The sequence below is a fragment of the Providencia sp. PROV122 genome, from assembly GCF_028482365.1.
Lineage (GTDB): Bacteria > Pseudomonadota > Gammaproteobacteria > Enterobacterales > Enterobacteriaceae > Providencia > Providencia stuartii.
This window is the reverse complement of sequence record NZ_JAMPQI010000007.1, coordinates 58,123-79,474: the sequence shown is the minus strand read 5'-3', so window position 1 is coordinate 79,474 and position 21,352 is coordinate 58,123. Positions and strand designations below refer to the sequence as shown.

At 41.3% G+C, this 21,352-nt stretch carries 19 protein-coding genes and 3 tRNA genes; 11 read left to right on the top strand and 11 right to left on the bottom strand.

All coding sequences use genetic code 11. From position 1 onward, the window contains the following. Positions 1 to 73 precede the first annotated feature (73 nt). The 3 genes from PSE69_RS06515 to cspE form a co-directional block, all read right to left on the bottom strand. Entirely contained in the window at positions 74 to 772 is a 699-nt protein-coding gene (locus PSE69_RS06515) for an MgtC family protein (protein WP_004918513.1), read from the bottom strand. A gap of 520 nt (positions 773 to 1,292) precedes the next feature. Further along, positions 1,293 to 1,484: a protein DsrB gene (gene dsrB / locus PSE69_RS06510; protein WP_004918512.1), complete on the bottom strand. Its 192-nt coding sequence runs from the start codon at positions 1,482 to 1,484 to the stop codon at positions 1,293 to 1,295. A 108-nt stretch (positions 1,485 to 1,592) separates the two neighbouring features. After that, positions 1,593 to 1,805: a transcription antiterminator/RNA stability regulator CspE gene (gene cspE, locus PSE69_RS06505; RefSeq protein ID WP_008911725.1), complete on the bottom strand. Its 213-nt coding sequence runs from the start codon at positions 1,803 to 1,805 to the stop codon at positions 1,593 to 1,595. Positions 1,806 to 2,276: 471 nt separating this feature from the next. On the opposite strand from cspE, the gene PSE69_RS06500 reads away from it, so the two are divergent. Further along, entirely contained in the window at positions 2,277 to 2,795 is a 519-nt protein-coding gene (locus PSE69_RS06500; RefSeq protein ID WP_004918510.1) for a YlaC family protein, read from the top strand. Positions 2,796 to 2,917: 122 nt separating this feature from the next. Then, positions 2,918 to 2,993 (top strand) — tRNA-Asn (locus tag PSE69_RS06495). A 37-nt stretch (positions 2,994 to 3,030) separates the two neighbouring features. On the opposite strand, the gene PSE69_RS06490 is transcribed toward PSE69_RS06495, so the two are convergent. Beyond that, positions 3,031 to 4,218: an anaerobic sulfatase maturase gene (locus tag PSE69_RS06490; protein ID WP_004918509.1), complete on the bottom strand. Its 1,188-nt coding sequence runs from the start codon at positions 4,216 to 4,218 to the stop codon at positions 3,031 to 3,033. Positions 4,219 to 4,230: 12 nt separating this feature from the next. Beyond that, positions 4,231 to 5,946 (bottom strand): arylsulfatase, encoded by a 1,716-nt coding sequence (locus PSE69_RS06485; protein WP_004918507.1) that lies wholly within the window; start codon positions 5,944 to 5,946, stop codon positions 4,231 to 4,233. Between the two features lie 218 nt (positions 5,947 to 6,164). Here PSE69_RS06485 and PSE69_RS06480 point away from each other — a divergent pair. Continuing rightward, positions 6,165 to 6,240, top strand: a tRNA-Asn gene (locus PSE69_RS06480). Positions 6,241 to 6,365: 125 nt separating this feature from the next. Here PSE69_RS06480 and PSE69_RS06475 read toward each other — a convergent pair. Both PSE69_RS06475 and PSE69_RS06470 read right to left on the bottom strand, forming a co-directional pair. After that, entirely contained in the window at positions 6,366 to 6,611 is a 246-nt protein-coding gene (locus PSE69_RS06475; RefSeq protein WP_225829583.1) for a hypothetical protein, read from the bottom strand. A gap of 38 nt (positions 6,612 to 6,649) precedes the next feature. Continuing rightward, complete coding sequence (locus tag PSE69_RS06470) at positions 6,650 to 7,618, bottom strand: hypothetical protein (RefSeq protein ID WP_230088982.1); 969 nt, start codon at positions 7,616 to 7,618, stop codon at positions 6,650 to 6,652. Between the two features lie 297 nt (positions 7,619 to 7,915). Between PSE69_RS06470 and PSE69_RS06465 the strand changes: the two genes are divergently transcribed. The 4 genes from PSE69_RS06465 (at position 7,916) to PSE69_RS06450 (ending at position 10,536) form a co-directional block, all read left to right on the top strand. Continuing rightward, a tRNA-Asn gene (locus PSE69_RS06465) sits at positions 7,916 to 7,991 on the top strand. Positions 7,992 to 8,186: 195 nt separating this feature from the next. After that, positions 8,187 to 9,236, top strand: a complete 1,050-nt coding sequence (gene pyrC, locus PSE69_RS06460) for a dihydroorotase (RefSeq protein WP_061064178.1) — start codon at positions 8,187 to 8,189, stop codon at positions 9,234 to 9,236. Between the two features lie 210 nt (positions 9,237 to 9,446). After that, positions 9,447 to 9,701 carry a biofilm formation regulator BssS gene (gene bssS / locus PSE69_RS06455; protein ID WP_004918503.1) on the top strand — a complete coding sequence of 85 codons (255 nt, stop codon included), beginning with the start codon at positions 9,447 to 9,449 and terminating at the stop codon, positions 9,699 to 9,701. Positions 9,702 to 9,942: 241 nt separating this feature from the next. Continuing rightward, a complete protein-coding gene (locus tag PSE69_RS06450) occupies positions 9,943 to 10,536 on the top strand; it encodes a LuxR C-terminal-related transcriptional regulator (protein ID WP_272675182.1) in 594 nt (197 codons plus the stop codon). A gap of 34 nt (positions 10,537 to 10,570) precedes the next feature. Here the strand turns inward: PSE69_RS06450 and trhO are convergent, their stop codons facing one another. Next, entirely contained in the window at positions 10,571 to 11,617 is a 1,047-nt protein-coding gene (gene trhO, locus PSE69_RS06445; protein ID WP_014658015.1) for an oxygen-dependent tRNA uridine(34) hydroxylase TrhO, read from the bottom strand. Between the two features lie 259 nt (positions 11,618 to 11,876). Here trhO and PSE69_RS06440 point away from each other — a divergent pair, with 259 nt between their 5' ends. Both PSE69_RS06440 and PSE69_RS06435 read left to right on the top strand, forming a co-directional pair. Beyond that, entirely contained in the window at positions 11,877 to 12,509 is a 633-nt protein-coding gene (locus PSE69_RS06440) for a DUF1007 family protein (RefSeq protein WP_121874513.1), read from the top strand. Then, positions 12,500 to 13,525: a nickel/cobalt transporter gene (locus PSE69_RS06435; RefSeq protein ID WP_121874514.1), complete on the top strand. Its 1,026-nt coding sequence runs from the start codon at positions 12,500 to 12,502 to the stop codon at positions 13,523 to 13,525. Before PSE69_RS06440 ends, PSE69_RS06435 begins: the two co-directional genes overlap by 10 nt. Before the next feature lie 138 nt (positions 13,526 to 13,663). Here the strand turns inward: PSE69_RS06435 and ttrA are convergent, their stop codons facing one another. From ttrA to ttrB, 3 genes are read right to left on the bottom strand one after another with little or no spacing between them, the layout of a single operon-like run. After that, positions 13,664 to 16,750: a tetrathionate reductase subunit TtrA gene (gene ttrA, locus PSE69_RS06430; protein WP_154610410.1), complete on the bottom strand. Its 3,087-nt coding sequence runs from the start codon at positions 16,748 to 16,750 to the stop codon at positions 13,664 to 13,666. Then, entirely contained in the window at positions 16,743 to 17,771 is a 1,029-nt protein-coding gene (gene ttrC, locus PSE69_RS06425; RefSeq protein ID WP_014658010.1) for a tetrathionate reductase subunit TtrC, read from the bottom strand. The genes ttrA and ttrC overlap by 8 nt, the downstream gene beginning before the upstream one ends. Continuing rightward, positions 17,771 to 18,508 carry a tetrathionate reductase subunit TtrB gene (ttrB, locus tag PSE69_RS06420; protein WP_004918495.1) on the bottom strand — a complete coding sequence of 246 codons (738 nt, stop codon included), beginning with the start codon at positions 18,506 to 18,508 and terminating at the stop codon, positions 17,771 to 17,773. Before ttrB ends, ttrC begins: the two co-directional genes overlap by 1 nt. A gap of 264 nt (positions 18,509 to 18,772) precedes the next feature. On the opposite strand from ttrB, the gene ttrS reads away from it, so the two are divergent. Together ttrS and ttrR are read left to right on the top strand one after the other, a co-directional pair. Beyond that, positions 18,773 to 20,518 carry a tetrathionate respiration histidine kinase TtrS gene (gene ttrS / locus PSE69_RS06415; RefSeq protein WP_081384213.1) on the top strand — a complete coding sequence of 582 codons (1,746 nt, stop codon included), beginning with the start codon at positions 18,773 to 18,775 and terminating at the stop codon, positions 20,516 to 20,518. A gap of 128 nt (positions 20,519 to 20,646) precedes the next feature. Beyond that, positions 20,647 to 21,243: a tetrathionate respiration response regulator TtrR gene (gene ttrR, locus PSE69_RS06410; protein WP_121874517.1), complete on the top strand. Its 597-nt coding sequence runs from the start codon at positions 20,647 to 20,649 to the stop codon at positions 21,241 to 21,243. The last annotated feature ends 109 nt before the right edge of the window (positions 21,244 to 21,352 follow it).

The following is a 21,352-nucleotide window of genomic DNA, read 5'->3' as shown; positions in this document are numbered from 1 at the left end:
TAGCTCCTGTATTGGCTCCATGACGGAGGGTGATCGTCCATTGCGGCTCCTTTTGTTAATGATGATCTGGCATTCAGGCTGGCAGCTCTGATGCGACTTTCCAATTGATTGCGCTAACACTCTGTTCAAGACTGATCCGACACACTAGCGCTTCAATTTCTTTCTGTTCCGCTGGCGTCGCTAAAAACTCCGCGAGCACCTCTAACTGTTCAGGTTTCAATGTATCGGCACTGCTTAATGACTGTAGACGAATATTTAACCCATTGATGGCCTGTAAAATTAAAGTTCTCACTAAGATTTCGTCTTCTTGATGGCACATCACGCGGATCTTATAGCGCTGCGCTATATCAATCGCCTGCTGCTGTGGCTGTTTGTTAATACGTTGTGCTGCCTCTCGCAGTAAGATATTGGCGCACAAGATAAGCATGGTTGCCATGGTCGCTAAAGAATATTGGCCAAGTCCACATAACACACCAATCCCCGCTGAGCACCAAAGGGTTGCCGCCGTATTCAAACCACGGATATTCATTCCTTCACGCATAATGACACCAGCGCCAAGAAAACCGATCCCTGACACGACTTGTGCCGCAATTCGTCCGGGGCTATCAGGTGAAGTTGTCACTGAGCTTAAAATAAATACAGCCGCCCCAGTTGCAACTAAGGCATTAGTGCGTAGCCCTGCCATACGTTGACGCCATTGACGCTCAGCGCCGATTAATGCTCCTAGGCACATTGCAGAAACTAAATTGAAAATATCAGGAGTAAATAACATGATTGTTCCTCCAAAAATAATTTGGATATATCAGTCATATTTCAAGCCGCAGTGTTTTTAACAATATTTATTCACCGCAGAGGCATCATTAGCTATACCTCTGGCAATGTATTCTCTTGCTGCTTCACTGCATCTCAAATTATTTTGGGTAGATGAAAATATGGAAAATAAATTCCATATAGCCTTAAAGTGAATAATAAAATAATTATTCAGACGTTATAGGCATATACCCGGAGGAAATAATGAATAGAAATAGAGCTTCATGATTTTTACTCACAAAATAACAATAAGCTATTGATAGCTCATCACTTTATATTAAGGAGTATCGCATGCATTTACGCTCGATACTGCCCGCCATGGTGGCAAGCAGTTAAATAGAAAGGTAATTAATTACTTGCCAATAAATTTAGTGTTTGTGTTACAACTCTGACTGTCCAAGTAATTATCTCCTAAGAAAATTTGCAAGAAGTATAGATTGCGTCATTTATGAAGTAAAGCTTTAAAAAAATATTTAACAAATTTAACTTTCAATAGGGCTGACAAATACGCCTTCACCACCCTCTTTTTCGTTAAAAAACCAAATACCGCCCGGGTACTCTGGCAAGGAAACTAAATACATTGTACCTTCATTAAAAGGCTCAATTAACAATATCTTCCCTTCACGACGACTCTGTCCGTCTGTTTTAACATAAACACGATCATGAATTTTCATTGATGGCGGTCTCCAGTAAAAAAAATCCTCTGAAGCCTAGTTTAGCGGGTATGAAAAAGCCCGTCATTAAAAATGACGGGCTTTAGAAAATCAGTTAAGCAATTAAGCTTAGATTGCAGTTACGTTAGCAGCTGCTGGGCCTTTCGCACCATTTTCAATGGTGAATTCAACTTGCTGGCCTTCTGCCAGAGTTTTGAAACCAGCGCCCTGAATGGCAGAGAAGTGAACGAAAACGTCTTTGCTACCATCAGCAGGAGTGATGAAACCGAAGCCTTTAGACTCGTTGAACCACTTAACTTGACCTTTCATTTTGTCGGACATTTGACTTTTCCTATATAACATCAAAAAAACTTGCCTTTTCGGCATATATGGGCCAGAGTCAACTATTTAATCAGGAAAAAACCAAGATGAAGCGTCACGGTCAAAGGCTATCTGGGATAACTTTCTTCTTTAGAACACAAACTCAGTAATCGTACATCAAATAGGACTGCTAAACAGGCCGAGACTCATTAACTCATGAGTTAAGGATAATAGCAACTATTTTATATAGATTACCCCTAAAAAAATGCTGTTTTTTAAGTTACGTCACTTTTCACGCGGTTAACCGAACAAATTTTTTCGCATTTTGTTGATAGATTAAAAGATTTATTGAACAAATATCCCATTTGTCAGTGAGATTATTCTTATACAGTGACAATTACACTCAAAATTTTTTACAACTGATATATAACAATTCAACTTACGCATGATACTCTTCAAGGTATAGATGCCTTTACAGAGAGCTATCACATTATGGATATCATCAAAAAAATACTTATTGAAGATTTAGACACCATCAATAAAAAAGAAAAACGCGATGGCAAACCTTACTTCAACAGTCAATTCATCGCAAATCATCCTTACCTGTGTATCGGTATGGTCGCGGCCTATATTCCATTAGCAATTTTGGTTTTATATGCCCCTTATTTTGGTCTGTATTGGATGCTAGGTTTTACCGCACTATTTGTTATTTTAGCGGCTGTCTTATTATTTGATATTAAACCTGTTTACCGTTTTGAAGATATTGGCGTGCTCGACCTGCGTGTTTGTTATAATGGCGAGTGGTTTGTTACCGAGCAAGTTTCTGATGCATCAATTCAAAAGATACTTGATTCAAATGAAGTCAATCATGCAATTAAGCAAGAAATAACCCGTTTGCTAGAACTTAAAGGGATGCTTTCATTTTATGATATTTATCATATTGCCTATCCTGAGATCCCATCACAGGCAAAGGCCCCTTTAATGACTCAGAATAAAGCGCAATATCAATAAGCTAGTATGAAAATCAACCATAATGCACAGTCAGTAATCAAACAGATTATTTTTGTGTTTTTATCGTTGACAGTCTGAGGCGATACCGTTAATATTCGCCTCGTTCTCAGGAACACAACAATTCCTCCATAGTTCAGTCGGTAGAACGGCGGACTGTTAATCCGTATGTCGCTGGTTCAAGTCCAGCTGGAGGAGCCAAATTTTGAAAGCCCGCTTTATAGCGGGCTTTTGCTATTTAAGCAACCGCATTTTTTAAGAATGCATTACGCCAATGCTGAACCCCCTGCGCATTTCGCTGATATTGCCTTATCGGCGCTAGCACCAAACTAAAAAAGGCAAAGTAGCCTTCGCACAATTGGTTACGTCCAAATTGATTCAAATGAGCCGGGCAACCGCCTTGGCAAACCATTTTAACCGAGCATTGTTGGCACTCTTTGCGTCGACTCTTATTTTGCCCAAAAGGCAACGAGATAGATGCCTCAACAAAATCACTAAATCCTTGCTGCCCATTAAATTGACCAAGATAGTGACTTTGATTTGCTTGATGATCGCAAGCGTAAATCTCGCCTTGAGTTTCCATCATCATATTCGTGCCACAGCGTTCTGAATGAACACAAGTACTGCTCACCTGAGTAAAGTATTGGCTATATACCTGTTCAATGTTCATCACAAAAACACGCCCGATATGCCCTGACGCTTGCCACTGTTGATACACTGAGCTTAAAAATAGCCCCCAATTATTCGCACTGAGCGTGAATCCTTGATGGATAGCATCCCCCTCCAGCATAAGGGGTTGAAATTGAATATAGCGAATACCAAGTTGTACAAAATGAAGGTAAATCTCTTTGCCTAAATGAGCGACACCATCGTGTACCACCGTCAATATATTGAATTCAATGTCAAACTGTTGCAGTAGTGCGATCCCTTTTATTACGGAGGCATAGCTGCCACTATTTCCCCTTCTATCATGACGGTATTGATCATGGATAGATTCGGGGCCATCAAGGCTCACGCCAATAACAAAATCATGTTGTTTCAAAAAACGGCACCAAGAAGGCGTTAATAACGTCGCATTCGTTTGCAACGTGTTAATAATACGCACTCCGTGAGGCGCATATTTTTGCTGTAACGCAATCGCGCGCTTATAAAAATCTAACCCCGCTAATAATGGCTCTCCACCTTGCCAGACAAAATTGATCTCTTTGGTGTAAGCCGGCTGGGCAGCTATATAATTTTTAATAAATGGCTCCAACATGGCTTTGAGCATTGGCGCCGCTTTCTGCTCATTATGCTGGGGGTAATAACAATAATCACACTTTAAATTACATCCCGAACCAACAGGCTTTAATAAAATATGAAAAGGAATTGCTGATTTTAATGATTTCCCCTGCAATCTGGGAGGATCATAAAAAGAAATTTTCATATTAACCTCCCATCATTTCACCTTTGCAGGCTCAATACGCTTATTTGTCTTCGGATCTATGCCGATATAGTTCCCTGTAGACTCATCGACACCGATGTAATCGATAGCCTCTCCTTTCGCTTCAATAATCATGCCGGTCTTGGCAAATTGTTCGTATTTCTTTTGCAGCTTTTGCACAATTTCAGGGTGTTTTGCCGCTAAATCACGGGTTTCAAGTGGATCTTCTTTTAAATTGAAAAGTTGCCAAGGAGCCATTTCTGCTTTTGGAGAGGCTTTCACTAAACGCCTTAATTTCCAATCGCCTTCGACTAACGCCGCTTGATTATGTAATTCGACACCAAATAGCTGCCGTGGATTAACAGTCGATTTGCCAAGGAAATGGGATTTAAAGCTCGTACCTAACATCGGTAATGGATGGATATTTTTGATCTGCTTATTAGCATCAATACCAGCAAATTCATATAGCGTTGGGGCAATATCGTAAACCGCCATCGGTGTTTTATCTATACTCCCCGCCTTACCAATACCCGGCCCAGTGATAATTAAATCGGTATTGATCCCCCCTTGAGCACTGGTCGTTTTATGGTAATTGGCATAAGGTGCATTACTGACATTCGCCCATTGAGGCCCCACAGAGACAAACGAATTCTTACGCCCAAGATTTTCATAGCTATTATCAAACTGTTTCCAATATTCAGGGTCTGACTCATAATAAAAACCGGATGCAGGGTTTGCACCATTATCTGTCGCAAAAATAATAATCGTATTTTTATCTCTCCCCGTCTCTTTTAGCGTATTAATAACGCCACCAATCTGATCGTCCATATAGGCAATCATTGCAGCATATACTTGCATCGTTTTAGCTGCATAGCGCTTTTCTTCAGGGGTTAATTGTTCCCATTCCTTATCCAAATTTAATTTCGGCATCGGTGTTTTATCGTTAATAATCCCTAATTCTTTCAAGCGATTTATTCTTTGCCGATAAATTTTGCCAAATCCTTCGTCATATTTTCCGTCAAATTTACGGATCCAGTCATCAGGCGCTTGGATAGGATCATGAGGTGCGGTGAAAGCGAGGTAAGCAAATATTGGTTGATCACTCGGAGTCTGTTTAATCCACTGTTCCAATTGCTGCGCATAGTTTTTACTTGAATAAAAATCGCTCGGCAACGAAACTTTCTCGCCATTTAACGTATAATACGTATGGAAACTTTCAACCGTTCCAAGCGGTTTAGCATCATCAAAATGACTGGTTCCTCCTCCCATAAAAGCAAATGCTTGATTAAAACCTCGGTCTGTTGGCCTCGCACCTTTGGTATAACCTAAATGCCATTTGCCTGACATCAACGTGTTATAACCCGCATCTTGGAAGCGTTCAGCCATGGTTACCACTCTATCCGTTAAGCGTAATTCATAACCTGGCTTGCCGACCGTATTTTCATACCACCACATCCCTCCCATTCCCGCTTGTTGGTTTGTGGCTCCAGTCATTAACATTGAGCGTGCAGGAGCAGACATCGGCGAAGTGTAATACTGGCTCATCCTGACACCTTGCTCAGCCATTTTTTGCAAATTTGGTGTTGGGATTTCCCCTCCAAAAGGGCTAATGTCCGAATACCCCATATCGTCGGCAATGATGATCAGAACATTAGGCCTATCATCGACTTCCCCCAATGCCACACCCGACATCACGGAACTTAATGCAATTGCTAGCAGTGTTTTTTTCATCACATCACCATATTGTTAATTTATTGTATCATTAACGTTAAATATAGTTTTACTTTATGACTATCGTTCTTAGGTATGATATCTATAGGTAATGTTTTTCGCCGACATAACCACCGCATTGCTCACTTAGCAATCACTTGGCATTTTTTTTCATATTTATACTTTACAAGCATGAACAGGATGGGTAATATGCGCCTCGTTCTCAGGAACACAGCAATTCCTCCATAGTTCAGTCGGTAGAACGGCGGACTGTTAATCCGTATGTCGCTGGTTCAAGTCCAGCTGGAGGAGCCAAATTTTGAAAGCCCGCTTTTTAGCGGGCTTTTTCGTTATGCAGACTTGTTCTAACATTATTTGAATAAATCGCGTTCGTTAGCTAATAACTCTTTATTTCCCTTCTCTATGGTTTGCCTAAAACGTTATGAGAGATCTAAGAAATCAATAATGGTCAAGTGCTTTTTATTCATTTCTAACACTCGATTTTGTAAATATTGCTGAGTGATTTCATAACGGTCATTGTTAGCATATTTCACATAAACCATTCTTAGTAAAAAATAGAGCACAAAAAGTGCCAAGTTGAGCCCTAAGAATAACAGCAGAATATGTAGATTAGCTATAAGTTCAGGAGCAAGGGAAAAAGAAAAAGGCATTAGTGAGAATGTCATAGTGAAACCAAAGAGAATGGCGAATTTTAATGAAAACATTACGCTATATCTTTTGAAGAAAAAAAATATATTGAAGTAAATAGGTAAGCTGATTGACTCGTATTATTAATGAGACCAATCACCGCTTTTTTCTCATCATGGATAATCTCAACATCATCCCCTTTTGCAACAATAAATGGCGCTTGGCTCCTCATAAAGATACTATTTTCCTTTCTTCGTTCATGAGTACCACAATAGTAAATATTGCCCTTACTGTGAATATAATGGTAATTATTGGATACATCAATTTCTACCCTTTTATCAGCAACATAGTTACTTATATGTACATTCTTATTAGTAGTTTCCTTTTCCTCAACTTCAAAATGACTAACATGCAAACCTAATTTTTTTATACGATTAATATTTATATCAGGATTACTTTCTATATAATAATGCTCAGTGAAACTCAATTTATTAATTATCTTTCTTAACAGAAAAAACATATAGAAATAGGCTTTTTTATTGAATATTCCAGTTTCACTTTGTCCCTTTTCTTTTTGTAAATTTAGAATCGCCGAATTAAAAGGAGAACATAACATTATCCACAATCCTTTTACCCCATAAATCAAACCTATGTAAACAATTGCCATCAGAATAAATGCTATTCCTGATAGGAATATATCTGCTTTTATAATCATTATCAGGATCGCCATGATAATTAGCACAAAAAAATTAAAGATAAATACAAAATCTCCCTCTCCTCGCTCGTAATCAGTCGTCAATTCACATCCATTTTCAGCGATTAACCAATATAACCAATAATCACCACTATCGAGTTGACTAACACAAACCTTTAATTTTTCATTTTTTTTGATACTGTCTAATTTGGGAAGTATTTGGGGAAATTGAGAGCTATAACAATATAAAACCTTATTTGATGCTATGATCCTTATAATGTCATCACCACAAATTTGTTGAATATCATATCGGTCAAACTGTACCTCAATGACCGTAGTATCCTTTGGCACATGCTCCTCCTTGTTCTATTCCATTTTTAGTTTTATCGTACGTTAAGATAACGTGCCTACTATTATTAAATCAGTTATCCATACTAAAATATGCAAACCAAGCCACAAAAATAGCAATGACCATTCATCGCAAATACCACAATTATAGCGATCAGTTTATTTTTAACACCTGTCAGATCCCTTATTCGATGAAAGTTACAGCAATTCGATCACATAACAAGCAATCGAACTTTTATTGCTGTTTCTTCTTTGACTTTTAGAATCAGTAACGCTAATATTCCTCTCGCTTTAAGGCGTTCCTCCATAGTTCAGTCGGTAGAACGGCGGACTGTTAATCCGTATGTCGCTGGTTCGAGTCCAGCTGGAGGAGCCAATCTCTTCTTATTTAATTCATCTTAATTCACCCAACCTTATCTTAAATTTATATTTGTTCTGTCCTATCATAAAACCATTCTTTTTCAAGATAATTGTGAATTAACATAGCTATTTTATCGTTTTCGTTTTATCATTCTGCTCCGGCTTGAGCATTTCGCTCATTACTCTATTTACCCTTTACGGAGCCGGTTTCATGACAACTGCAACAACTTTAACGATCCGCCGCCCAGATGATTGGCATGTTCATTTTCGCGATGGTGATATGCTAAAAACTGTTGTGCCTTATACCAGTCAATTCTTCGGTCGCGCCATTGTCATGCCAAATCTCGTTCCCCCTGTCACGACAATAGAGATGGCTAAAGCATATCGTGAACGTATTATTCAAGCAGTTCCTGAAGGTGATCGCTTTACGCCCTTAATGACGTGTTATTTAACTGACACCACGAATGCTGATGAACTAATACGCGGCTTTCATGAAGGGGTATTTACTGCTTGTAAACTGTACCCTGCCAATGCAACAACCAATTCAAGCCACGGAGTCTCTGATATAAAAAATATCTACTCTGTACTTGAGGCAATGGAGCAAGCAGGAATGCCATTATTGATCCATGGGGAAGTCACATCCAGTGAGATTGATATCTTTGATCGCGAAGCTCGTTTTATTGAGCAAGTCATGGAACCTCTTAGAAAAACATTCCCTAAATTAAAGGTGGTTTTTGAGCACATCACCACTAAAGAAGCTGCCCAATATGTACTAGGGGGCGATGACTATCTAGCAGCTACATTAACACCACAACATTTAATGTTTAATCGCAATCACATGTTAGTTGGCGGTGTGCGCCCACATTTGTACTGCCTGCCTATTCTAAAACGCAATGTTCACCAAGAAGCATTGCGTGCAGCCGTTGCTTCAGGCAGTGATCGTTTCTTCTTAGGAACGGATACAGCACCTCATGTTCAACATCGTAAAGAGTCCTCCTGTGGCTGCGCTGGGGTTTTTAATGCTCCAACAGCACTTGCAGCTTATGCAACAGTTTTTGAAGAACTCGGCGCACTTGCTCATTTTGAAGCCTTCTGCTCATTAAATGGTCCTAAGTTCTATAATTTACCTGTTAATGATGGCTTTATTCAGTTAACTAAAGAAGAAAATATAACCACCTCATCCATTGAGTGCGGCCATGATGCACTGATCCCTTTCCTTGCAGGTGAGGATGCTCGCTGGTCTGTACGCGTTGTTGACTAGTCATATCGACGGGAAGCTCATCACTTCCCGTTAGTCCTTTTCCCTTTTTTGTCACTTTTTTGCATAATCTGTCATTTGGATGCAAAAAAAAGCGTATTTTTCTTTTCAATTGGCAAAATCCCCTTATACTGATTGATACTCGTTATGAGTTTTTCGCTCTTAGTCAGTTATCGATATATATTTATCACGCAGTATGATTAGGAGGTGTTTATGAATAGAAAAAATGAAGTGATTCAGACTCACCCTGTTGTTGGCTGGGACATCAGTACTGTTGATGCCTATGATGCAATGATGTTGCGTTTGCATTATCTCCCAGAAAAAAGTGAAAACAGTGAGAACGCCATTGTTGATAAAACAATGTGGTTAACAACCGATGTAGCCAGACAACTTATTGATATTCTACAAGCCGGTATTGATAAAATAGAGTCCGGTGATTATGTAGAGCCTGACTTTAAAACGCACTAGTGAAAATAATGGATATTTGGTAATAACCAAATATCCATTAACACCATCAATAATTCATATCTTTTTAGTATATTAAATTTTTATACTTCTAATAATTAATATTCATAATATAAAAATAATAATAGTTATTTTTATATTAATTGCAAAAACAAACTAAATTAATTATTTTTTATCACTAGTTTATTGACTTTAATATCCATTCCAATTTATTGTAATCCTCTTTCGAACAAGGATGTTCCTTATGAGAATACTCATTATTGATGAATGTTATTATACTCGAATTGGTATTACTGAATACTTATCTTCAAATAAAAAACTTGAGTTTATTAGTGTAGGATGTATTGATGAAGCTATTCATTGTATTAACAATAGTAAACCCAATATCATACTCGTGAATTTAACTTATTATTGTCACCATTCCAATTACTGTTTAACTTTAAAAAAGCTATTAAGCACATCAAATGAGATTAGATTCTATATCTACATTAATGCCCCTTATCCAATATCTGATAAGCCACTATTACTTAAAGATAATTATTTTATTATGTCTAAGAAAATCATTATCCCTACGTTAGATAAAGTGATCAATGATGTGGAACAAATAGAAAAAACAATAAGGCTAACTAATAATTCAAACTCATCAATATTTACACTAAAAGAACAATGCATTATTAATAGTTGGATGAATGAAACACCGAATCATATTATTTCAAAAAAACTGGGGATCAGTAATAGCACCGTTTATTCACAAAAAAGACATATTGTCACCAAAGTCTATGTTAAAAACCGTATTGAGCTATTTTTTATTTATAATATTTTTAAATATCTCTATTAAAAAAAGCCCTTAATCGGGCTTTTTTTATGAGTGACTAATTATCGTTATTTAATAGGCCATCACTTAAGCGATGACGTGATTTATTAAATATTTTATTGCTGACTTCACGCCCTGCTCGACGTGCACGTTGCACTTCTTCTGGCAGTTTCATCTCCTCAGTACAGGCAACACTACAGCAGCCTTCATATTTTTCTGCACATGAAGGGCACTGAATAAATAATAAATGGCAGCCATCATTACGGCAGTTCGTATGCGTGTCACAAGGTTCACCACATTGATGGCAGTGAGCCAATACTTCATCAGTAATGCGCTCCCCCATGCGGTTATCAAACACAAAGTTTTTCCCTTTAAAACGTAACGGTAAACCTTGCTCTTTGGCTTTACGCGCATATTCAATAATACCGCCTTCAACGTGGTATACGTTCTTAAAGCCATTATGCAGCATGTAAGCACTCGCTTTTTCGCAGCGGATCCCACCTGTACAATACATGACTATATTTTTATCTTTTTGTTCCTGTAGCATATCTACAGCCATTGGCAGCTGATCTCTGAAAGTATCAGAAGGCACTTCAATCGCATTTTCAAAATGACCAACCTCGTATTCATAGTGGTTACGCATATCTACAAATACGGTATTCGGGTCATCAATCATCTCATTCACTTCATGTGCTTTAAGATATTGCCCTGTCTTTGAGGCATCAAATGAATCGTCAGTAATCCCATCCGCAACCACACGATCACGGACTTTCATGCGTAAGACCCAGAAAGATTTACCATCATCATCAATAGCGATGTTAAGACGTAAATTATTCAGTTCAGGGCTAGTGCTATAAATCAGTTCGCGCAACGCTTCGACATTTGATGATGGCACGCTGATTTGAGCGTTGATACCTTCTTTAGCGATATACACACGACCAAACACATTAAGTGCTTTGAACTTCACATACCACTCGTTGCGAAATTCTACTGGGTCGTGGATGTTGAAATATTTATAAAACGAAATCGTGGTACGTGGCTCAGTCTCCGCCAACATACGCTCTTTAAGAATTTTATTTGAAATTTGATTATGTAACACTGGCATGGTGTTCTTTAAACCCTTATAACTCATTGAGATTAATTTAATAAAATGTACCAGTGTCCACATAGTGCCCACACTAGCCATTATGACTATTATCGCTGTTATTTTGTGAATAAAAAACCCTGAATGTTAAAAGGTTTTATATTGAATATTACAATGCCCTCTCGATAGTAAGTTGCACCATAAATTTATTTCACATTGAAATTAAGTTATGTTATAACATTTTTCGCCTATTTGACTTACTCGTTGAAATGTACCGCTTATGAAATTCAATGTGTTATTCCTCAGTTTGTGTTTAGTCTTTTCTTTCAAGAGTTTTGCTCACCCCCATAGCTTTATCGATATGCAGGTCATACCCGAAATCAACCAACAGCAAGTTATCGGCCTGACATTCACGTGGAAGATGGATCCAATGACCTCTGCGGATATTGCTTATGAGTTAAAAAATAGCCAAGAAGATGACATTCAATGGAAAACGCAAGCGGCAACATTAATGGCAAATATTCTTGCTCAGGACTATTTCACCGACTTTTATTCACAAGGTAAAAAAATAGCTTTTCAAGCGATACCAAGCCATTACCGCTTACAACGTGAAGGGCTACAGCTTATTTTTTCATTTACTGCGCGATTAAAACAACCCGTGCCGATAAAAGGATTGGATATCGAGTTTATGACTTATGACCCGACATTTTTTGTCAGCATGACCTATCCCAATCAACAGGCGGTTATTCTATCTAACACGCTAGACTCCCAATGTAAAGTGACGCTCAACGAGCCTAATGTCACTGATGAGTTACGCTTTTATGCCTACTCGCTCGATATCAATCAAACACCTGAAGATGACACCACATTAGGGCTGCAATTTGCTCAAAAGGTGAAGATTGCATGCCAGTAATTCAACATAATAAGCCCAAGCACCTAAACTTAATCATCGTTGGCGTAGTTTTCATCGCTCTCTGCGCCGCCGGCGCTTATCTCTACCAAAATTGGTCAGTTTGGTTACAAACCAGTGTTGCTTGGCAGCGCCAGCTCAATCTTTTACTCTCGGAATTACTGCAATCGACTCAGCACGACCCATTACAAGCAGGTAGCTTGCTAGTCGCTGTCAGCTTTTTATATGGGCTCCTTCATGCACTAGGCCCAGGTCATGGTAAGCTGATCATTAGCACCTATATCGCCACCCACCCAACACGTTTAAAACAAAGTGTTATCCTTAGTCTACTCGCTTCTTTATTACAAGGTGCCGTGGCGATTGTGTTAGTTTCAGCTGTATTAGTGGTTTTCCAGCTCTCTACTCGCCACTTGAATATGGTTAGCTTATACAGCGAAAAACTCAGTTATGGTTTCGTTGTTTTGCTGGGTGCCTTATGTTGCTACAAAGCATTTCATCAATGGCGAAAAGCCAGAAATAAACGGACAGCATCAGTCTTACATATCCAGCGCCTTTTGCCGTTAAATTCAACCTCAATATCCGCTATCAAGACACCGCCTAAAATGGCTCCTCTTTGCCAGTGTGGTCACCAACATGTTGTCTCAAGTCAGCAGTTACAAGCCTCTTTACGCACCCAAGCCATTTTGGTGCTATCTATGGGGCTGCGACCTTGCTCCGGTGCATTATTGGTATTGCTTTTTTCTTATGTGATTGGGGTGTATACGTGGGGGATCTTCGCTGCACTAGCCATGGCAATGGGAACCGCATTCACCATCAGCCTTATTGCTTTGTTTGTCTATTTTATGCGTCATCACGCAATGCGGCTGACCAAAACTCAGGGGATCTCTTTTTCGCCTTACTGGCGCGCGCTCCTTTATTTGTGTACAGGGTTAATTTTTATTCTGTTAGGTGTCTTGATGTATCAAAGTTTGATGCTCACTGAAACAGCGTCACCTTTGCTATCGCCACGAATACGCTGATCAAAAGACGAAAAAAAGGAGGGCTCCCCCTCCTAGGCATCTGCCGAAGTTACGATGAGGTAGCCACATCGTAAAGCGCAATGTCAACTGTCTAAACTTATGGTGACCAACGCAAAGTGCGCTGGTCTGTTATTACTTTTAACCGATTAATTCAATTCGAGCCGGTAAGCCTTGTCTCACTGAGGCACCGGATACCCAATCTAACCAAGTATTCGCCACTTCACGCGTCGGGTCGGCAAAACCTAAATCATTTAGGTTAATGCCTGAACCATTCGCAGCGTTCATTGGCATTGGCTCACCATCAAGGTAATGCTGTTTAGCCCCCATTTCTTTATGACCATAACCATGTTCGATGGCTAAAACCCCTGGCATAACACCGTCTAACACACTGATTTGTGCTTCAACATGACCACCTGGCGTAGTTATCTTGACCCAATCTCCATGCTTAACCCCCATTTTTTGGGCATCATCAGGGTGAATAGCCACAAGATTGGTAGGTTTCACATGGCGTAAACGTTCAATCATTGTCGTTGAGCTACTCATGACATGGGATTTAAATGACATAAGCTTTAACGGCCATTCTGTTGGTGGGAAAACCTTATTCACATCTTCCCCATTCGCTAAACGAGGCGGATAGTAAGTTGGACAACCACTATAGCGCTCCCCCGTAATCGCATGACGGTTCACCGCCACCGTTGGGTTCCAAATCTGCAACCCTTTCTTCCACTGAGGCCCTGTTGCATCACCATCCCACGCTTTTTCATAAGGCGCAAAACGACCACCGCGAGTATAGATATAGGCAACACGACGGATCTCTTCCGGTTTGAGTGTTTTTTCCATTGCAGGCAAAATCCGTTCCACACCACTGATTTGGATGTCTTCATTTGCTGCTTCTGGCACTGGTTTTTCACCTAACCATGCCATATTTGCAGCGACACGTAGGTAATAATCTTCAGCACAATTAAGTGGATATTTATTTCCATCCATATCTTCAATCACGTTGTCACCAAACCCAGGAAGGTCGAGCGCTTTCGCCACTGCGATACAAAATGCTTCCATTGAAATAGGCTGACCGTCGGCCGTTTTCGCGGTACGTGCTCCAACAATTGGCCAGCGAGCAGTACTGGCTTTCACTTGAACCCCCGACCAAGCCCCACTAAAGCCCCAACTTTCAAAGTTATGGGTATCCGGCACAATATAATCCGCCAGCGCTGTTGTCTCATTCATAAAGGCGTCAATACCAATGATAAGTGGAAGATGTTTTGGGTCTTTCAGCTTTTCTTCCATCACCTGACGAATGCCTGCAATACCGTAAACTGGGTTAGTCATGTTGGTGATCCATGCCTTAAGTGGATACGGATAACCCATCAACGCTGACGCTAATTGTTCAGTTAACTGACCTTTAGCAAACGGATACCATGGTGCTTTTGCAGGATAAGGATTTTCACCAGCAGCAACGCGAGCCTTGAATTCATCTGATTTTTCATAGGATTCGTTACTACGGGATAACACAACACCTTTTGGTTTCACTTTGCCAGCGTAGCTCGTTATCTTGTAACGAGGACCATCGCTTTCACCGTTGAATTTACCACCACCTACTGATACCCCACCTTTCAAATTCAGGTTACCAATAAGCGCATTCAGCATAATGACCGACCACGCGGTATAGAATCCATTACCCCCCATCATACCGCCATGCGAGATCACCGCAGCTTTACGATCATAAGAGGTTAATGCACGCCCCAGTGACTCAATGGTTTTAACTGGAACTTGGCAGCGTTCGCTATACTCTTCCAACGTCATGCGCTCAGCCGCTTCTTTCAAACATTGGAAACTAGATTTAACCGTGACTTCGCTACCATCGTGCAATGTCACCTGACGCGTGACAAACAGCTCTGCCTGCGTCACATCATCTGCGGGTTTTAGCTCACCTGACGCATCCTGAACCAAATATGCTTTTTTGCTGTCATCATCTTCCGCCATCTGGCCATTAAGATGTGAAGCGATCAACAATTGCCCTGCTAATGGATGCTCGTCATCAGTGATCACTAAATGAGTAGAGTTGGTCCAGCTCTTTTCGCCAACTGCTTTCATCGATTTTTCGCTTGGTACGCGCAAATATGCGGCATTGTAACGCTCATTTTCGATGATCCAACGGATCATTCCCATGACTAATGCCGCATCCGTTCCCGGCTGCACAGGAACCCAATGCCCATGATCATTCGCCAAAGTCGTTGTAAGTGGCAATGCAGGGGCAACCACAACATAGTTAAAATTGTCACGTAAACGTGCAGATGCCAGTTGGCGACCTTGGCGTTTAAATGGGTTACCCGACTGTGCTGGCGATGTTCCAATAAATAGCGCAAAACGAACATTATCCCAATCCGGTTTGACGTGCGCATTTTTATCCAGATCATCCATTAGTGCCCCAGAGCCAGCACGGTATGCCAGACCACAATAGGAGCCATGGGCACCAAAGTTTTTACTACCAAAAGCATTTTGGGCAAAGCGGCGTATAAAACCATCACGACCATCATCCCCCGCGTTAGTCACCAGCAGTTGGTTGGCTTTGGGGCCTAATTTAGGTTGTGATGGATCGAGAGGCGTTTCAAGGTCACGGATCGCCCGTAAGCCATCAACATGCCCCTCACCAAATAAATCGCCCCCTTCAACCACTTCTTTGATTAATTGTTCAAAACTGATACGTTCCCATTTACCTTCACCACGTTTACCAACACGTTTCATCGGCTCTAGGATACGCAATGGGCTAGTTAACCCTTCCATTAAGGTTGCACCGCGAGCACACGCCGTGGAGCGATGTTCTAACCCACTTTCGCCGCCCATTTTATTAAACGCCGTTTTCAGTGGCATACCATACGGGAAATGTTTTTCGTGAGACAGAGGGTGATATGGATTCCCCGCAATACGTAGCACTTCGTTTTTTGCCATATCGACACGAGCACGGATCCCACATTGAGTCCAGCATCCAAAACATTGGGTCATCGCAATAACTTGGCTAGGATCCTCTCTCCAACCACCGTTAGCTTGCCCCTCTGGGCGCAATGAGTTGCCATGAATACGATCTAATGTGACTTTACCGGAAGTGCCATTGGCGAGGCCATCAACTGCACGCTTAGCCACATCACGGTAACCTGCACCAAATAGTGCTAAACCACCGACAACTAAACCACCTTTGAGCCACTGACGTCTTGAGAATTTAGCCATGTTGCACTCTCCTAGCAAACCAACGAACACCTTCACGAATAATAATAATCAAAGCGATCCACAAACCAAACGTACCAAGTAGGGCTAACAGTCCGTCCGTTCCCATCGGGAAGTGATATGGATTAACTAACACGTTATATTTTGGCACCGCTTGAACTTCCATTAGGAAAACCCAGCGCAAGCTCCACGTTAGCCCCATCGCCACTAATGCCGCTACTGTGATATAAACCATTGAGCGTGTAGCCTTTAATGTCATGATTGACATTGCCAATGCCACAACCCACAGTGCGCATATCCCCATGAGCATCCACCAGCCAGGGCTTGCGACCTCTAGTTGATGACGAACAGCAATACCCGAAACAGTGTCACCCGATAACCACAATGCAAAGCAGACAGCTAACAGAAGCAAGCTAATTGCCTGAAGACGTGCTAAGCGCTGCTGATATTGAGGTTCACGACGAGCCCCCAAGCTAATTAACGCAGGAACCGCTTGCATTGCACTAAAGAACAGCAGTACAGGGATCCACCAGCTAAACCAAATAGGTCGTGCGATCAGCACCGAGGCTTCACGACCGGTATATAACAATAAACCTACCGCAGACAGCGCTGACAGTAAGGCCACCCAACGTGTTGCTTTAAATTCTTTTTTCCAAATTAATTTCACCAACAATGCAACAAAGTAGAGGCCGCTAAAAGTGGTAAACAATGGCAGTAAAACTGAGCCCCACCACATCCATGACCAAATAGTTGGATGAGCATAGAAGTGCCAAACACGCGCCGTTTGGTGTAAGTCGGCGGTCAGCGCTAATGGAGCCGTGATCCCCATCGTTATCGTGATAAAGACGGCAATCATCTCTAATCGGCTATTTTCACTCTTACCTTGCCAGTGCAAGTAACAAGCATAAAGTGTCGCGCAAGCTGCGATACCGATAAAAAAGAAGTATTGAACGGCCCAAGGCAACCAGAAAAACTCTTGTGGCTGTGCCATAATTTCCGAAATATAGGTCACTTGTTCGCTCATCAGAATACCTCCTGCCATAATGCGGGTTGCCCTTTACCGGCTAGCGGTTCAACAAAAGCATCATCCAAGCCTAAATAAAACACTTGAGGTAATGTGCCACTTTCCGGTTTCAGCACTTTAATTTCGGCTTTATGTTCTTCGAGCATTTTCCGGATCGTACTGTTTGGATCTCTTAAATCACCAATAATTCGCGCGCCACCAACACAGGACTCAACGCAGGCTGGTAGTAAGCCGACTTCAAGACGATGCGCACAAAATGTACATTTATCTGCGGTTTGGGTCGTATGGTTGATAAAACGCGCATCATATGGGCAAGCTTGTACACAATAAGCACAACCAACACAGCGCTCATTATCAATAACCACAATTCCGTCTTCCCGTTGAAACGTGGCTTGTACTGGGCAAACGGGCACACAAGGCGGGTTATCACAGTGGTTACACAAACGTGGTAATAGGACGTTTGCCACGCCCTCCTGCCCTTTTAAAGAAACTTGATATTGGTTAACCGTCGTACGAAACTGACCTTGTGGTGTCTGATTTTCAACAGAACAACTAACGGTACAGGATTGACAGCCGATACAACGGCGTAAGTCAATCAGCATGCCATAACGTTTTTCAGGGTTACCTTCGCGGCGAGTTGGGGAGAAATTGAGTCCAGCTTCGGCAATCGGTATTAACGATGCCCCCGCGGTGACTGCCCCTAATTGTTGTAGAAATTTTCGTTTACTCAGATCCATAATTGGCTCCAGTAGGACATTGCTAATGCAAAAACAGATGGTAAATATTAGTATGCTTTTGGTTTTACAGGCTTTATTTACCGTTACCTCAACCTATTTTTGATAACCACGGTAATTCTTATTTCTCTTTAAAAACGGTGTGTTATCTTTAATTAGCTTTATTGTATGAGGGGCTGCGTAACGACCCTATTGTGGTTTACCACATACCCGTAACTAAATTGATCTAACGCAACGAATAACCCAAATATGTTAAAGAAATCATCTATGTCTTTGTATCGCCTACTGTTCATCTTGCTTCTTGCTGGCAGTTTTCCTGCTATGGCGGCTGAATGGAAAATCGGGGTGCTTGCACTACGCGGTGCAAACTCAACACAATCCCACTGGCAAATATTAGCCGACACATTAAATGAGTCTCTACCGGGTGAACATTTCACGTTACAGCCACTTAACTTGGATGAGATGCGTGACGCAATTGCAGAGCGTAAGATAGATTTTCTGCTGACAAACCCTGCTCAATTTATCCAACTCGATAGTCGCTATCATTTACGCTGGTTACTTTCATTGCGTTCATCCGTAGAGCCTGATAGCGCCACTCGTAACGTTATCGGAAGCCTTATTTTAGTGCGGGCAGACAGTGATATTAACGAGGTAAAAAACCTAATTGGTAAAAAAGTGGGGGCAATTTCTCCAGACGCTTTCGGCGGCTACCTTTTAGGTTATAAGGTACTCAGAGATATGGGGTATGACGCAGAAAAAGATTTTCGTATGCAGTTTCTCGGTTTCCCCGCCGATGCGCTCTTATATGCCTTACGCGATAGCTCACTTTCGGCTGCTATCATCCCTGTTTGCTTATTGGAAAATATGGACAGTGAGGGATTAATTGATAAAAACCAGTTTCGGCCTTTAATTGAGCATGCGAGCACTCTACCTTGTAAGACCAGCACTGAGCTTTACCCTAACTGGTCATTTGCTGCCTTGAATGATGTCCCCGATAATTTAGTTGATAAGGTGACCAAAACATTACTTTCATCCGATAAATCTGGCATGCGTTGGGGAGCCCCAGCATCAGTGAACCAAGTCGAAACCTTGTTACGTGATGTAAACCAACATCCACAGCAACGGCAAATTTGGCAAGACATTATAAGTTGGTTGATCCAGCATCAACTGTCGCTAGGCCTCGTCTTACTCTTTTTTATCTTACTTGGGGTCAATCATGTTTGGATAGCCTTCCTAGTTCGCCGCCGTAGCCGCCAATTAGAAGAGGCTCACAATCGCTTACGCCAACAGGAAGCGAATTTAGAAAAAGCTCAGCGATTAAATATATTAGGTGAAATGGCCTCAGGGTTTGCCCATGAGCTTAACCAGCCACTTTCCGCGATCCGCCACTACGCACAAGGTTGTATTTTACGTCTCAAAAAAGAGTCAGATGATCATCCCCTGATTAATGCCTTAACAAAAATTGATAATCAAGCGCAACGCGGGGCCGATATTATTCGTAATCTTCGCCTATGGGCTGGGAAACCTCACCAAGAGGTCGCACTGCAACTGAGTGAGCAGCATGTTATACCGACGATACAACATATTTGGCAATTACTACGGGTATCGCAACATTATCCACAGGTCAAACTCATGTTACCGGATAGCCGTGACGTTTCATTGAAGCTACCTGAAACACTGCTGGATCAACTGCTATCAAACCTCATTAGTAATAGCTTGCAAGCCGGCGCGACAACATTATGTTTTAGCTTTCACTTTGCCCCAGAACGGTTTTTACTCGTACTACAAGATGATGCAGGCGGCATGCAGCCTGAACAACTGACTCAAGGGATCACGCCTTTTGCAACCACTAAAAAAGAGGGATTAGGGCTAGGTTTAGTGATCTGCCAGCGATTGATCCAAAGCCAAGGGGGCGACATTCGCATTGAAAATAATGTGAGTGAGGCTGGCTTAAATGGGCTAAGAGTAACCCTCATTTTCCCGTACCACCATGGAAAATCGAGCGAAACATAGCCTTATTCAGTAACGATAAATAGGACTTTCGCATACTATTGATAACATTAACTATGTTAATATGTAAAAATACATTCATCATGAATTTAAACATTGATATCCCAATTTGATGAAGTGAGGTTCTATTCATGCCTGTTATCCATCTGGTGGACGACGATCCGGCAGTTACCGATGCTTGCCAATTTCTCCTTGAAACGCTCGGTTATACCGTCGTTATTTGGAATGACAGTGAACAATTTGTTCAGCAAGCCGACCTTCACCAAGAGGGCGTGGTACTCCTCGACATGCGTATGCCAAAACTGGATGGTCGCCAAGTTCACCAACTGCTCAAAGCCCAACAAAGCACATTAGCGGTGATCTTTCTCTCTGGTCATGGCGATATTCCTATGGCCGTCGAACAAGTCAAACTAGGCGCTGTCGATTTTCTACAAAAACCAATTGATAGCCAGCTATTAGCAAAAACACTTGAGCAAGCACAAGAAAAAACCCAACAAGCCACGGCAAGTTATCTTATTCAGCAGCGTTACCAAACACTGACACCAAGAGAAAAAGAGATTTGCAAATACGTTTTGCAAGGCTTAATTAACCGGGAAATCGCCGATGTGGCCTGTGTTTCTGTTCGAACCGTCGAAGTGCATCGTTCTCGCATGATGGAAAAAATGGCAGTACGGAATTTGGCCGAACTGATGAGTACCCTACAGACGGCCAATTTATTAAATGAATAATTTGTTATACTCACCATACTTTAGGTGGCAACGCTGTTAATTAAGTGAATTTACTCAAATTACAGCCTTAGGTCTCTACTGACCTGCCCCTCAAATTATTTAGAGTATA

Excerpts from the sequence above, each read along its gene's own strand:
- PSE69_RS06485 (WP_004918507.1), bottom strand. The coding sequence starts at position 5,946 with ATGAAAAAAACACTGCTAGCAATTGCATTAAGTTCCGTGATGTCGGGT.
- PSE69_RS06500 (WP_004918510.1), top strand. The coding sequence starts at position 2,277 with ATGGATATCATCAAAAAAATACTTATTGAAGATTTAGACACCATCAAT.
- ttrS (WP_081384213.1), top strand. The coding sequence starts at position 18,773 with ATGTCTTTGTATCGCCTACTGTTCATCTTGCTTCTTGCTGGCAGTTTT.
- dsrB (WP_004918512.1), bottom strand. The coding sequence starts at position 1,484 with ATGAAAATTCATGATCGTGTTTATGTTAAAACAGACGGACAGAGTCGT.
- PSE69_RS06475 (WP_225829583.1), bottom strand. The coding sequence starts at position 6,611 with ATGACATTCTCACTAATGCCTTTTTCTTTTTCCCTTGCTCCTGAACTT.
- trhO (WP_014658015.1), bottom strand. The coding sequence starts at position 11,617 with ATGCCAGTGTTACATAATCAAATTTCAAATAAAATTCTTAAAGAGCGT.
- PSE69_RS06450 (WP_272675182.1), top strand. The coding sequence starts at position 9,943 with ATGAGAATACTCATTATTGATGAATGTTATTATACTCGAATTGGTATT.
- ttrC (WP_014658010.1), bottom strand. The coding sequence starts at position 17,771 with ATGAGCGAACAAGTGACCTATATTTCGGAAATTATGGCACAGCCACAA.
- PSE69_RS06440 (WP_121874513.1), top strand. The coding sequence starts at position 11,877 with ATGAAATTCAATGTGTTATTCCTCAGTTTGTGTTTAGTCTTTTCTTTC.
- ttrB (WP_004918495.1), bottom strand. The coding sequence starts at position 18,508 with ATGGATCTGAGTAAACGAAAATTTCTACAACAATTAGGGGCAGTCACC.
- pyrC (WP_061064178.1), top strand. The coding sequence starts at position 8,187 with ATGACAACTGCAACAACTTTAACGATCCGCCGCCCAGATGATTGGCAT.
- PSE69_RS06490 (WP_004918509.1), bottom strand. The coding sequence starts at position 4,218 with ATGAAAATTTCTTTTTATGATCCTCCCAGATTGCAGGGGAAATCATTA.
- PSE69_RS06515 (WP_004918513.1), bottom strand. The coding sequence starts at position 772 with ATGTTATTTACTCCTGATATTTTCAATTTAGTTTCTGCAATGTGCCTA.
- cspE (WP_008911725.1), bottom strand. The coding sequence starts at position 1,805 with ATGTCCGACAAAATGAAAGGTCAAGTTAAGTGGTTCAACGAGTCTAAA.
- ttrR (WP_121874517.1), top strand. The coding sequence starts at position 20,647 with ATGCCTGTTATCCATCTGGTGGACGACGATCCGGCAGTTACCGATGCT.
- ttrA (WP_154610410.1), bottom strand. The coding sequence starts at position 16,750 with ATGGCTAAATTCTCAAGACGTCAGTGGCTCAAAGGTGGTTTAGTTGTC.
- bssS (WP_004918503.1), top strand. The coding sequence starts at position 9,447 with ATGAATAGAAAAAATGAAGTGATTCAGACTCACCCTGTTGTTGGCTGG.
- PSE69_RS06435 (WP_121874514.1), top strand. The coding sequence starts at position 12,500 with ATGCCAGTAATTCAACATAATAAGCCCAAGCACCTAAACTTAATCATC.